This window comes from Methanofastidiosum sp. (assembly GCA_020854815.1).
Lineage (GTDB): Archaea > Methanobacteriota_B > Thermococci > Methanofastidiosales > Methanofastidiosaceae > Methanofastidiosum.
In genome coordinates this window covers 1-12,443 of sequence record JAHKLW010000020.1, presented here as the reverse complement: position 1 = coordinate 12,443, position 12,443 = coordinate 1, and the positions used below count along the sequence as shown (strand labels likewise).

The window sequence follows — 12,443 nt, the reverse complement described above, 5'->3', positions numbered from 1 at the left end:
TCACCTTAAGGAAAATTTAGTGGAAGATACGCCGCAATCATTTCTTTCATCTTTTGTGAGTTCAAATATTTTTTTCATTAGTTCGCCATATTCTTTTGTCATAATGACTCCACGTCTCCCCGCTGCCCTAGAATATGTTGTTATTGCAGAATCAAAAAATAGTTCTGAAGGCTCCGATCCGAGTGATTTTGCCCACATGCAAAAACTTGGAACATCTTCAGTTACTGTGCCATGGATATGGGCGGCAAATCCAATCTTTTTTCCAGTATAAATCATTGTTCCAATAGAAGATTTCGCATTGTCTCCTAGAACGCATCCGAAAAACTGCTCACCAGAATCAATTACCTTCCCTGAAATTTTATATTTGATATTCCCATATGTGTCTTTTAAGTCGCTATTTGAAGTGCCTGCCCCAAGATTAACCCATTCTCCTAGGTAAGAGTGGCCGATAAATCCAAAGTGTTGCTTGTTGGAATATCCATGAAAAATAGATTCTTCTATCTCACCCCCAATTTTACATACTTTCCCAATTGAGCATTCCTGTATCCTGCCACTTTTTATGAGACAACTTTCTCCAATATAAGTTGGTCCCGCAATTCTAGAAAAAGCTCGAATATTTGTATTATCCCCTATATAGATCGGCCCATTTCTTACGTCAAATACAATGTTTTTTTCGGCTTCAACATCATTACCGATAAAAATTAGTTTCTTATCTCCCATTATATCTATATCAAGAGAATTTTTAATTTCATTGGAGCAGTAAACAAAAAATTCCCTCTTGATTTCATTACTATTTTCATTTATGAGGTCCCAAGGATATTTAATTAGCTTAATGTTGGATATTTTAAATTCTTTTAATCCTCTTTTTTTCAATTTTTCAATGTCTTTATATCCTGAAATATCAACAGCATTCAATGTTTTTTCTTTTAGATAAATAAACGCAACTTCATTATCAACATAATAAATCCCTTCTTCCTTTATGTCTGGCCTTTCTTTCATTATCATTCTTCCATTGATAAAGAGCATATCTCCTTTGACTGATTCGTTAAGAAAAAGATCATTATTAGAAAATAAAGGTTTAAGATAATCTCTCATCAAAAGACATAGGGGTGTATCGGGAAAAAAATACTGAATTTTTTCTTTTAAATTTTTAAATCCGCATCTTAGCTCAAAAATAGGCCTCGAATACGTGAGGGGTAAAAAGTTCTCATAAATATTATCTTCAAAAATACATATGTTGTCCAAATAATCCCCTAATATTTTTCCACAGATATACATTTAAAAGTTGTGATTAAAACAAGAAAATAATAAAAAATAATTGAGAAGTTAGATTGAATGCGAGAGATAGATACATTTCTTAAAGAAATTCTTAAAAAAAAAGTGGCAGTATTAGGCGTAGGTAGTGAACTCAGAGGGGACGATGGAGTGGGCCCATATCTGTCTAAAAAGCTCTCAGCGCTTAATAATGAATCATTCTATAGTCTCAATGGGGATTTGGTTCCAGAAAACTTTACCCATGATTTAAGAAGATTTCAACCTGACAATGTAATTATAATAGACGCAGCCTTCATGGAAAAATCAGCTGGAGAATTGGCGATTATTAGAATAAATGAAGTAACGGGTATATCTTTTTCATCGCATTCAATGCCACTTTCTGTTCTCGGGAAATATCTTTCAAGAGAAATTGGTGCCAATGTGTACATTCTTGGAATACAGGCTTCCAATATTGATTTTGGAAGCGAGATCTCCTCAGAAGTAAAAGAAACTGCCGATAAGATATTTGATATCATTAAAAAAGAAATTAGCTAATCGCCATTTAATTTTTCTAAAAGGTTTGTGATTTCTGAGTCACTCATCTCTTTAATCCGATATTTTTTCAACAACTGCTCCCGAGGATTAATTAATTCAATTTCTTCTTCGGTAACGTCTTTAATAATAATACATTCAGGATGCGATATCTTCACCATGTCAATATCATTTGAATTAAGTCTTACAACTGAAATTCCACATCTTTTAAATTCAAAAGTATTTTCAAATCCACACTCGTTACCATAAAATACTGTTTCAGAGATTAATAATTTTCGCTCTCCTCCAATTAGCATTCCTTCAGATAAAAGGACTTTAATCTCTTCTTCATACTCTCCTTTGTCAGCAAGTACCCTTATGTATCCCGTGAATCCGTCAAAGTCATTAAGAATCTCTTTGATGAACTCTTCAAATGAATCCATCTTCATGTCGTATTTAACATATGTTTTTGTTATTTGCCCTTTCGGGAGTTTCATATCAATACCCTAGATTTTTAGTCTTTAAATCTTTCGAACGATACAATACAGGGAGCATTTTCATTGAATTCAAAATTATATGTATACTTCAAGGATTCGCCTTCGATATCGTAATCAAGTGCACCGAGCAATGTTATTGCCCTAAGGCAGGCAATCTCCTTTTGTTCGCCAATCAGCTTCATGCAGTGAGCTTTATATGGGCATTGAATTGCCTTAAAGCTAAAATTTTTATCATCGCCTTTAAATTCAAAGTCATCAGGATTAAAAAATTGGGCAGAGACAAGTGCATCTATAAACATCTTGACAGTATTGTAGGGGCTTAATCCTTTTTTAAACTCCATTCCTAATTCTCCCCAAGATTCGATAAATGGACGGATCGCTATTGTTCCCCATTTCCGGTAAAATAGCTTGGGTTTGTCAAAGAACACGTTGGCTGTTGATTCGACGCCATAAAGCCATGCATTCATAATTACTTGGGTAAATCTTAATTTCATATCAACGGTCAAGTTATCACCTCGTTATAAATTCTATTCGGTTAATATATATCTTAACTCTTCGTTATTTAAGTTTTTCTAGAGAGCAATAATTAGACTTAAATTTGGAATTCATATCAAAATTTGCTGGTGGTAAAATAATGAATATCACAAGAAATGATGACATGAGAATGCTTTCATCGCTTAACGAATGGGAGCTAATTGACCTTTTGCTTTTCAATATCAAAAATCTTTGGAGGGTGGATGGGCTCTACTTTTTGGGTATAGAAGAAAGGTTTGGAATGGAAGCTGCTACAGATATTGATGTTAATTGTTGGGAATATCTAGCGAAGATTGAAGCTAAATATCTCAAACAGATGTTCTCACTTGAATCAGATCTAGAAGGACTTTCAAAGGCATTAAGATTTACAAGCTGGTCACTTGATAATCCTTCAAAGGATATAGAGCTTAAAGATGGCGAACTGATTTTTCGGATAACAGACTGCCACACCCAGAAAACTAGAAACGAAAAAGAGTTGCCCATGTTTTCCTGCAAAAATGTAAGATTCAATTATCTAAAAATTTTTGTTGAAAATTTCTCGCCAAATATTGACGTTTGTTGTAATTTATGCCCTCCTGATGACCGCCCGGATAATATTTGGTGTGAATGGCGTTTTACAAAAAAATAACTATGGAAAAGGTTAAAAATAAGGTTAACCTAAAAATTCAAAGTGAGTATATGGCTACGTGGAAAAATACATCAAACGATATAGTTAAATGTCCTAAGTGTGGCTTTGTCTTTTCAAAGCAATACTCAAGAGTCGTCTCTTGCAAAACATGTGCAATGGCAACATCAGGATGCGTTATGATAAAATGTCCGAGATGTCAAGAAGAATTCTAGAATTACAGGATAATTATTCCTATTAGTTATATTACTACCAAAAAATATATAAAGAAGTGTATAAAATGGATTATAGGAGGAGAGATACTATTCCGATTATGATTACCCTCCTTTATGTCCAAAAAATTCATCAGGATTTGCCCTTTTGGGCTCTCTCCTCCTAAAATGGGGTCGATAGTTTGCAATATTGGGATGAAAAGATAGAAACAATGAAAAGAGAGGAACTGGAGGCATTCCAGCTTAAACACCTCAAACATATATTGAATCATGCTTATAATAATAGTGAATACTATAGAAATAGTTTTAGGGATGCCGGGGTTTCCCCAGAGGATGTCAAAAATCTTTCCGATATTAATATACTTCCAACTATCCAAAAAGACAATATTAGGAAGGATCAAGAGTCTGCCCCACCATTAGGTAAAATGACTGCGGTGCCAGAAGATGAAGTAGTCTATATATCAGTTTCAAGCGGCTCCACAGGGATGCCAACAGCTTCCCCTTTTACTTTGCAGGATTTTGAAGATTTTATGGATTTTGAAGCAAGGTTATTTTATTCATCCGGTATGAGAAAAAATGACAGGTACTGTCACGCCTTAAACATGTCACTTTTTGTTGGTGGTCCGTGCGTCTTGGGTGCCCAAAAGATTGGGGCGTTGTGTATACATGCAGGCACTATACCTTCAGAAAGGCTACTTAGGATAATGATGCAGTTCCAGCCAACTATTACTTGGACTACACCCTCTTATGCTTGGTATCTCGGTGAAACTGCAGAAAAACAAGGGATTGATGTAGCTCATGATACAGCAATAGGTAAAATATTTGTTGCTGGGGAGCCGGGCGGATCTATTGGTGCGACAAAAAAGAGAATTGAGCAGCTGTGGGATGCAGATGTTTACGATTACTATGGCCTATCGGATATATTTGGTGCATGTGCTGGAGAATGTGAAGAGAAATCAGGCCTTCATTTTGCTGAAGATCACATGATTGTTGAGGTGCTGGATTTAAAGACAGGTGAGCCTGTTGGAGAAAACGAAGAAGGGGAAATGGTCCTTACTACAATCAAAAAGATGGCAAGACCAATGATAAGATTTAGAACGGGTGACATAGTTTCGTATGAGATTGACAAATGTGCATGTGGAAGAACACACAAGAGATTAATGGGAATATGCGGAAGAACAGACGATATGCTTATCATAAAAGGGGTAAATGTATTACCTTCAAGTGTGGAGCCAGTTATAAGGGGAAACAAGAAGTTATCCGGGGAATATAGATTAGTTGTTGACAGGATTAATCACCTTGACGTCTTGACAATTGAAATTGAAAGTACTTGTGAATACAAGGGCGACATTAGATTGCTAGAAAGTGAAGTACAACGCGATCTTAGGGCAGTTTTGGGCATAACCCCAAAAGTTTTGATTTATGAAGATGGGACATTACCAAGAGAAACTCACAAAGCAAAAAGAATTAAAGACAATAGAAAAAACGTCTGGAAATAAAATTTTTTTTATTAAAAATAAATATTTTTTAGAATATATCTATGGCTCTTGAGAGTACATTTTTTCCCCGGTACTCTGGAAGAATCATAGGTGATTTTCTGCTCTCAGGGGCCCCAGCCTTTCTCAATTGTTCAGAATACTTTGTAACGTGTGATAGAGTTAATTTTCCTATTGATGCTTTCTTTGCGTATCTTGCTGCAGAAATTCCAGCTCTTTTACCAAAGACGGAGTAATCAAGAAGTGAGTTTCCCATAAGCCTGTTCTTACCATGAACTCCACCAGTCACTTCGCCTCCAGCAAAAAGTCCTTTGATTTCAGTTGCACCGTTTGCATCGATGACGACCCCGCCGTTTTGGTAGTGCAATGTGGGGAATACTAGGATTGGATCCTCCACCATGTTTATGTCAAATCTCTTAAACATTCTATACATAGCAGACAGCTCTCTTTCTGTAACCCCTTCTCCTTTTATCATATCAATCATTGGAGAATCAAGCCAAACGCCTTGCATCCCAGTTGGAGTTTCTACTCCTCCGCCTGTTCCGTAGCATTCTTTTATGAAAGCGGCACTTTCTACGTCTCTTGGCTCTAATGGGTGTACGAACATTTCCCCATTTTTATCCAAAGGTTGTGCACCAAGCCCCCTGACTTTTTCAGTTATTAGAAGCCCAACTATCTGTTCTGGAAAAGCAGCGCCTGTGGGGTGGTATTGTACCGAATCCATATCTCTAAGTCTTGCACCACATCTATATGCCATTGCAAGCCCATCTGCAGTTGCGCCGTAATGATTTGTTGTTGGGAATCCCTGAATGTGGAGTCTGCCAAAACCTCCTGTAGCCATAACTGTAGCTTTGGCCCTGACCACATAATACTGGTGAGTTTCGATGTTGAAAAGAACTGCCCCTGCAACTTGGCCCTTATCGTCCATTAAAAGTTCTATTGCAGGTGAAAATTCAACTGCAGGTATTGATAGATTAATGAACTCATCCCTTATCACCCTCAGTAACTCCATCCCGGTGTAGTCTTTTGCAGAATGCATCCTTTTTCTGGAGGTCCCTCCGCCGTGGATAGTAATCATGGTTCCATCTTTTTGCTTGTCAAACATGACACCTTTTCCTTCAAACCATTTTATGATCGCTGGCCCATCGGAAACTAATGCCTCGACAAGTTCTGGGTCATTTGCAAAGTGACCTCCACCAATAACATCAAGATAGTGAATTTCAGGAGCATCGTTAGCTTTGTCTGCCGCCTGTATGCCACCTTGGGCCATTATTGAGTTGGAATCTCCATGCCTTAGCTTAGTTGTCATAAGGATATCATCAGGGTCTATACCTTCATATGCGGCCCAGATACCGGCCATTGTTCCTGCCCCTCCACCTCCGATAATGAGAAGGTCGACATCATAGTCAATGTTAGAAATATCAATGTCTTTTTCAGAGATAAGAGGGTATGACTCAATTAAGTCTGCGACTTCAGAAGGAACTATCTCGCCTTTTGATGGACCGGCTGAAAGAGTTCTTTTTACCTCAGGTTTATAGTCGGGGTGAAATTTATTTAGGACATCATCCCTCTCCTCAAGTGACATCTGATTATACTTCTCTTTGAGTCGTTTTTCTCTAGTCTTTTCAACTTTTTCAATAGACTCTCTCATAGATTCCGGATAACCTTTAATAAGTTTCATCAAAACACCTACTCAATCGACCTCTTCTTGTAAAGCTCTTTTATCTCATCAAGCTTTAAGACCTTCAACTTAGAAATTTCTTGTTTTGAAACTCCGCTATTTAATTTCACCACAGCTTCTTCTGTATGAAGTGCTTTTGGAGTAACAAATTTTCCATTCAATCTTCTTGCAAGCTGCCCAACGTGATACTGAGTAATTTCTGCAGGACATCTAAAAGCACAGAGCCCGCACTGAACACAATCAAAAGAGAGGTCGGCAGCCTTTTCTATATCCCCTCGAAGTGAAGCCTGGACATAATCCATGACTTTTAGCTCTTGAGGGCAAACTTTTGTGCAACTGTTGCAGCTAATGCATCTCGCTATCTCCGGATATTCCTTTAGAAGAGCATTGTGTGCAATATTGAGATTTTCCATATCATATTTTTTCTTATTAGCCGGTGTAAATGGTAACTGGACAAGATACATGCCGTCATCAACTGTAGTCTGGCACGCCAGAGCAGATTTTAATTTGTAGTCGTCTTTCAATCGGTAGATAGTTGCACATGCACCACAAAACCCAGCCCTGCATCCTGCACCTCTTGTATACCTATAGCCTGCATATTCCATGGCTTTCATCAGGGTGAGCCCTGATGGGATCCTATACTCCTTACCCATTATAAAAACACTAACTAATGGAATCTGATTTTTTTCAGCCAACTATAAACCCCCTCTTTCTTCTAATATATCTTTAATGAACTTGTAATCTTTCAAATAATTCTCATTATTATCGGAGAGAGAAATCCTCAGTAATTCTGAGAGGTAGATAACAGGAGTCTGGTGATTAATCTTTCCTTTCTCAAACAAACTTTTCTGTGCAGTTGTAAGATTATACTGACATAGTGGACATGGTGTAACAATTAAATCAGCTCCCTTACTCTGGGAAATATTGACAATTCTTTGAGCACAGTCAAGAACAGCCTCCTTGTTTGTTATAATTTGATGAGCGCCACAGCACTCAACTGTCATTGGATTTTCAATTACATTTGCCCCAAGGGCCGAAAGTATATCTCCCATCACATGGGGATTATCTTGATTATCAAATGCGATTGTTTTTGGTCTGAGAAGCATGCACCCGTAATATGGATCAACCTTTAGATTTTTTAGGGGAGTTTTCACCTTTTCTTTAATCTTTTCTGGCCCTATATCATTATAGAGAACTTCTAAAAAGTGCATAATCTCAATGTTGCCTAGATAATCCTCTTCTGCGTCCATGAAAAGATTGACATTGTATAGCTTGTCAGGATTATCCTTGTACATCAGGTTTACCTGTTTTAGAACATTGTAGCACATTGAACACAACGTCACAAGCTTATTTGTTTTAAGCTCTCTCCCCATCTCCTGTGCTCTTATCAGAGTTCTTGTAGCTGAAAGATGATCGGCCATCACATCTGAAGTAAGATTATAGACTACACCGCAACAGGTCCATGTAGGCAACTCCTTTAGTTCAAATCCCAAAAGTTTCGCCACTTCAAAGGCTGACTCTTCATCTTTTCTCCCCGTGGTCTTTAATGTACATCCAGGGTAATAGGGATATTCCATTACCATACCCCCTTCTTTATGGCGGCGACAATCGCCATCTGTGGGACCTCTTCAATCATCTTCTCTAGGAAATCTTTAGAGTAGATATTGATGAAATCCTGTTTGTTTCTCAACATAACATTTCTCAAAGCTTCCATTATCTTTGCTATGTCAACACTTCTTGGACATCTTGCAGAGCATGTAAAACACGCTGCACATACCCAGAAGGTGTTCTGATCTAAAACTTCAAGGTCTCCTATCTGCACAAATCTAATTACCTTATTAGGTGCCATGTCCATGCTGTCAACAACAGGACACGTGGCTGAGCATTTACCGCACTGATAGCACTGGAATACGTTCTGTCCTGATATCTCTTCAACAGATTTTCTTAGATCCAATCCCTTCTCAGAAACGGTAAAGACCACTAGATATCCCTCCCAATCCTCTTAATAAGTGATCTATCCTTATTGTATATCGATATTTCAATAGGTGATGTTCCAGGAAGGCAGTGCGTGGCACATGCAAAGCATGGGTCATAAGCCCTAAAGGCCATTTCTACTCTGTTAAGTATTCCGTCATTGACTTTTCCCTTTGATATCATGCCTTTTGCCGCATCCCTGACCGACATGCATATTGCACCGGCATTATTTGTGGTGGCAACTACCATATTTGCTTTTTCAATTTTTGCATCTTCTGTGAGTTTATAATGGTGGATTAATGTTCCTCTTGCAGCTTCAACAACGCCTACTCCTTCTGTTGGAATGCCAACTTTGTTCCTTAGATCTTGCTTTAGTATATCCTTATCCCTGCTAAGTTCCAAGACCTTTTCAGACGCATAGAGAAGTTCTATCAATCTTGCCCAGTGGAAGGCGAGAGTTGAGTTTACTGGTTTTCCCAGAGTTTCAATTAATTCTTTATATGCTTCATTTGCAAGTGGAGTTGTAAATCCATCAATGACATTTATCCGCCCCAATGGCCCAACACGATATACGCCGCTATCAACACCACCGGTAAGTCCATTCCAGCCAATCTCCTTTAGGTATGGATATTTCATATAGGTCCATGGCTCAACGTGCTCTTCGATATACTCGGCATACTTGCTTCCATCAAAAGAGGCAAATTCTTTATCAAGTGGGCTTTTGATTCGTATCATTCCATCGTAGAAGTTAAGATTGTTATTTTTATCGACAAGCCCCATATTATAAGTTTCAAGTGTGTATGCATCGCTTTTGATGAGATCAAGATACGCCTTATTTTTCAGTACAGTATCTTTGAAAAAGTTTAAGGTAAATTCTGAGAACTTCACGCAGGATTCAGCCATCGATTCAATCTCGTTTCGTTCCTCTTCATTCAATCCCTTTGAAATCCCTCCAGGGAGTCCACATACGGGGTGTGTGGGTTTTCCACCAAGAATCTTTGTTATCTTCTGCCCATATGCCCGATGTTTTATCACTTCTTTACCTATTTCAACGCCGACCTTTCCGATAACACCTATAATATTTCTATCGCCTTTTGGTGCGTCTGGTCCAACGACAAAGTCAGGACCGCCAAGGAAATAAAAGTGCAGGATATGGTCATATATGACATAGCCACAGTACATTAATTCTCTTAGTTTCTTTGCAGTTTCTGTGGGCTGTGTGTTAAAAGCATTGTCTAACGCCTTAGTTGAAGCAAAATGATGTGCAACTGGGCATACACCACAAATCCTTGATGTAATCTGTGGCATGTCCTCTGCAAGTCTTCCCTCGCTAAACTTCTCAAACCCTCTTAATTCTGGTATCTGAAGGTAAGCATTCTCGACATTTCCGCTATCATTTAAGAAAATCTCAATTTTGCCATGGCCTTCAAGTCTAGTTATGGGGTCTATTGTTATTCTTTTCATTTAATCACCTTTCTCTTAATGAAGGACGAAGCAAGTGAGTATCTGTAAAATGTTCCAACAGGATCCTTTATTTTTGAAATAAGATCATCTACCTTTTTCTCGTCAAGTTCTAACTCATTCTCCACAGCCAATACAGAAGCTAAAGCTGATATCATCTTTGCACCCTGATCGCTTACTTCCGGAGTCTTTCCAAAACATCCGGTACATGGCATATTCCCATAGATGCACTGGTGACCACAACCAGATCTTGTTGCTGGGCCCATACAAATTATTCCCTGATCAAGGAAACATTTTTCTGGATCTGCTTCCTTTTCGTATACGCGATAGATTGTTTCAATCATCTTGTCCTTCTTTTTTCGTGGGCACTCGTCACACAAAGCTTTAACAGGTGCTAAAACAGAACCTTTTGGCGGTAAATCACCATTTAAGAATTTGTTAAAAGCATCCTCAACAATATTCGGTGTTGGCGGACATCCGGGGATATAATAATCAACATCAACTACCTGATCAAGAGTTTTTACAGTATCATAAAACTCTGGAATATGAATTTCTCCTTCCTTAACTTCAAATGAGGTCATTGGGGCAATATTATCTTTATTTACTGTTGTTTCTGTTTCTTTATAGGCTCGGTCAAATATCAGTTTTTTGTTAAACATGTTCGCTAATGCAGGGATGCACCCCTCATGTGCACATGAGCCAAATGCAACGAGGATCTTTGATTTTTTTCTAAGTAACTTTGCAAGCTCTTCGTTTTCACTAGTCCTGATAGCACCGTTAAAAAAGCATACATCAATAGAGTTGTCTTTCATCTTTTTGACATCCTCATATTTAGTATCCATTGCAACAGGCCACATCAAGATGTTTGCTTTTTCTATTACATCCAATATTTTTTCATTGATATCTAAAACAGCAATTTCGCAGCCACCGCAAGAAGCAGCCCAGTAAAATGCTATGTTGGCTTTACTCATTTTGATTCCTCCGTTTTCAGTGGAGAGGGTCCAATCTCTTTTATTTTAATGACCATGTCATTTACGACCTCTCTGAACTTGTTCCCTTCACTGGCTGAAATCCATTCTAACCTTAACCTCTCCTCTTCTAATCCCATATCTTCTAACAATGTTTTAAGAAGTTTTACCCTTCTAAGTGTTTTATAGTTACCCTGAGCATAGTGGCAGTCGCCTGGATGACAACCCCCTACAAGAACACCGTCGGCACCTTTAGCAAACGCATCAAGAATAAAGGATGGATCGACTCTTCCTGAGCACATTACTTTTATAGGAACAGCGTTAGGGGAAAACTTTAATCTAGAAACTCCCGCAAGATCTGCCCCCGCATAAGTGCACCATTTGCACAGAAAAGCTATAATTTTAGGTTCGAAATTTTCCATAAAATCTACTCCAGTATGACCTCAATCATCTTAAACATGTTTTTAGAATCATCATTTTTCATAGTGGCGGCGCCACTTGGACAGGCAGAGGAGCATGTACCGCAGCCCTGGCACAGTGCTTCATTTAATTTTGATCTTTTGGCTTCTTTGCCTTCTTTAGTTGTAATCTCAGCCTCCAATGCACCATAAGGGCAAAGTGTAATGCATACGCCACACCCACTACACACATCCTCATCTATCTCACATATCAAGGGCTCCTTTTGCAGGAAGTCAGAGGAAAACATAGAAAGAACTTTTGATGCAGCGGCACCTGCCTGTGAAACTGATTCAGGGATATCTTTTGGGCCTTGTGCTGCACCTGCAAAAAATATGCCAGAAGTCATGCTTTCAACTGGCCTTAATTTTGGGTGAGCTTCCTTCAAAAAACCATTTTCGTCAACTGCGATTTTTAATTTTTGCTTAAGCTCCATAATGCCATTTGATGGCTCAATTGCCATTGCCAATACAGCGAGATCAGCTCTTACCTCAACTTTTTTGCCTGTGAGTGTGTCAACTCCCCATACAACGACCTTATCGTCATCTTCAAATATTTTTGAAACTTTACCTCGAGTGTATAACGCATGGTCTTCTTCTGTTGTCCTGTAATAAAACTCCTCATAGTCCTTTCCAGCAGTCCTAACATCAATGTAGAATACATATGCGTTTCCATCGTGGACTTTGTGCTTGAAAAGCATGGCATGCTTTGCAGTGTACATACAGCATATCTTTGAGCAGTAAGGCTTGTGCTC

At 38.4% G+C, this 12,443-nt stretch carries 15 protein-coding genes; 4 read left to right on the top strand and 11 right to left on the bottom strand.

Annotated features, from left to right (window positions below; all coding sequences use genetic code 11):
* On the bottom strand, positions 1-1,245 hold the full coding sequence (locus KO464_02085) for a hypothetical protein (protein MCC7572162.1): 1,245 nt from the start codon (positions 1,243-1,245) through the stop codon (positions 1-3).
* A gap of 90 nt (positions 1,246-1,335) precedes the next feature.
* On the opposite strand from KO464_02085, the gene hycI reads away from it, so the two are divergent.
* Positions 1,336-1,809: a hydrogenase maturation peptidase HycI gene (gene hycI / locus KO464_02080; protein ID MCC7572161.1), complete on the top strand. Its 474-nt coding sequence runs from the start codon at positions 1,336-1,338 to the stop codon at positions 1,807-1,809.
* On the opposite strand, the gene KO464_02075 is transcribed toward hycI, so the two are convergent.
* Together KO464_02075 and KO464_02070 are read right to left on the bottom strand one after the other, a co-directional pair.
* Positions 1,806-2,282, bottom strand: coding sequence for a DUF2226 domain-containing protein (locus KO464_02075; GenBank protein ID MCC7572160.1), 477 nt, complete (start codon positions 2,280-2,282; stop codon positions 1,806-1,808). The two genes, hycI and KO464_02075, sit on opposite strands and share 4 nt — an antisense overlap.
* Before the next feature lie 17 nt (positions 2,283-2,299).
* Positions 2,300-2,788 carry a hypothetical protein gene (locus tag KO464_02070; GenBank protein MCC7572159.1) on the bottom strand — a complete coding sequence of 163 codons (489 nt, stop codon included), beginning with the start codon at positions 2,786-2,788 and terminating at the stop codon, positions 2,300-2,302.
* A 128-nt stretch (positions 2,789-2,916) separates the two neighbouring features.
* On the opposite strand from KO464_02070, the gene KO464_02065 reads away from it, so the two are divergent.
* The 3 genes from KO464_02065 to KO464_02055 all read left to right on the top strand — a co-directional run bounded on the left by KO464_02065 (position 2,917) and on the right by KO464_02055 (position 5,152).
* Positions 2,917-3,444, top strand: coding sequence for a hypothetical protein (locus KO464_02065; GenBank protein MCC7572158.1), 528 nt, complete (start codon positions 2,917-2,919; stop codon positions 3,442-3,444).
* 50 nt (positions 3,445-3,494) lie between these two features.
* Positions 3,495-3,656, top strand: a complete 162-nt coding sequence (locus tag KO464_02060) for a hypothetical protein (GenBank protein MCC7572157.1) — start codon at positions 3,495-3,497, stop codon at positions 3,654-3,656.
* 209 nt (positions 3,657-3,865) lie between these two features.
* Complete coding sequence (locus KO464_02055) at positions 3,866-5,152, top strand: phenylacetate--CoA ligase (GenBank protein ID MCC7572156.1); 1,287 nt, start codon at positions 3,866-3,868, stop codon at positions 5,150-5,152.
* Between the two features lie 28 nt (positions 5,153-5,180).
* Here KO464_02055 and KO464_02050 read toward each other — a convergent pair whose 3' ends face one another.
* The 8 genes from KO464_02050 to KO464_02015 form a co-directional block, all read right to left on the bottom strand.
* Positions 5,181-6,830 (bottom strand): FAD-binding protein, encoded by a 1,650-nt coding sequence (locus tag KO464_02050; protein MCC7572155.1) that lies wholly within the window; start codon positions 6,828-6,830, stop codon positions 5,181-5,183.
* An 8-nt stretch (positions 6,831-6,838) separates the two neighbouring features.
* The gene (locus KO464_02045; protein MCC7572154.1) at positions 6,839-7,483 is read right to left on the bottom strand and encodes a 4Fe-4S dicluster domain-containing protein; all 645 of its coding nucleotides are present in this window, start codon (positions 7,481-7,483) and stop codon (positions 6,839-6,841) included.
* A 42-nt stretch (positions 7,484-7,525) separates the two neighbouring features.
* Positions 7,526-8,407 (bottom strand): CoB--CoM heterodisulfide reductase iron-sulfur subunit B family protein, encoded by an 882-nt coding sequence (locus KO464_02040; GenBank protein MCC7572153.1) that lies wholly within the window; start codon positions 8,405-8,407, stop codon positions 7,526-7,528.
* Positions 8,407-8,811 carry a 4Fe-4S dicluster domain-containing protein gene (locus tag KO464_02035; protein ID MCC7572152.1) on the bottom strand — a complete coding sequence of 135 codons (405 nt, stop codon included), beginning with the start codon at positions 8,809-8,811 and terminating at the stop codon, positions 8,407-8,409. The genes KO464_02040 and KO464_02035 overlap by 1 nt, the downstream gene beginning before the upstream one ends.
* On the bottom strand, positions 8,811-10,268 hold the full coding sequence (locus KO464_02030) for a Ni/Fe hydrogenase subunit alpha (GenBank protein MCC7572151.1): 1,458 nt from the start codon (positions 10,266-10,268) through the stop codon (positions 8,811-8,813). The genes KO464_02035 and KO464_02030 overlap by 1 nt, the downstream gene beginning before the upstream one ends.
* Positions 10,265-11,236, bottom strand: coding sequence for an oxidoreductase (locus KO464_02025; protein MCC7572150.1), 972 nt, complete (start codon positions 11,234-11,236; stop codon positions 10,265-10,267). Before KO464_02025 ends, KO464_02030 begins: the two co-directional genes overlap by 4 nt.
* Complete coding sequence (locus tag KO464_02020) at positions 11,233-11,655, bottom strand: hydrogenase iron-sulfur subunit (GenBank protein MCC7572149.1); 423 nt, start codon at positions 11,653-11,655, stop codon at positions 11,233-11,235. The genes KO464_02025 and KO464_02020 overlap by 4 nt, the downstream gene beginning before the upstream one ends.
* Positions 11,656-11,660: 5 nt before the next feature.
* Positions 11,661-12,443, bottom strand: a 783-nt coding sequence (locus KO464_02015; GenBank protein ID MCC7572148.1) for a 4Fe-4S dicluster domain-containing protein, incomplete at its 5' end; no start/stop codon positions are given.

Coding starts and splice junctions, on each gene's coding strand:
- KO464_02040 (MCC7572153.1), bottom strand. CDS start 8,407: ATGGAATATCCCTATTACCCTGGATGTACATTAAAGACCACGGGGAGA.
- KO464_02045 (MCC7572154.1), bottom strand. CDS start 7,483: ATGGGTAAGGAGTATAGGATCCCATCAGGGCTCACCCTGATGAAAGCC.
- hycI (MCC7572161.1), top strand. CDS start 1,336: ATGCGAGAGATAGATACATTTCTTAAAGAAATTCTTAAAAAAAAAGTG.
- KO464_02055 (MCC7572156.1), top strand. CDS start 3,866: ATGAAAAGAGAGGAACTGGAGGCATTCCAGCTTAAACACCTCAAACAT.
- KO464_02050 (MCC7572155.1), bottom strand. CDS start 6,830: ATGAAACTTATTAAAGGTTATCCGGAATCTATGAGAGAGTCTATTGAA.
- KO464_02020 (MCC7572149.1), bottom strand. CDS start 11,655: ATGGAAAATTTCGAACCTAAAATTATAGCTTTTCTGTGCAAATGGTGC.
- KO464_02075 (MCC7572160.1), bottom strand. CDS start 2,282: ATGAAACTCCCGAAAGGGCAAATAACAAAAACATATGTTAAATACGAC.
- KO464_02065 (MCC7572158.1), top strand. CDS start 2,917: ATGAATATCACAAGAAATGATGACATGAGAATGCTTTCATCGCTTAAC.
- KO464_02025 (MCC7572150.1), bottom strand. CDS start 11,236: ATGAGTAAAGCCAACATAGCATTTTACTGGGCTGCTTCTTGCGGTGGC.
- KO464_02060 (MCC7572157.1), top strand. CDS start 3,495: ATGGCTACGTGGAAAAATACATCAAACGATATAGTTAAATGTCCTAAG.
- KO464_02030 (MCC7572151.1), bottom strand. CDS start 10,268: ATGAAAAGAATAACAATAGACCCCATAACTAGACTTGAAGGCCATGGC.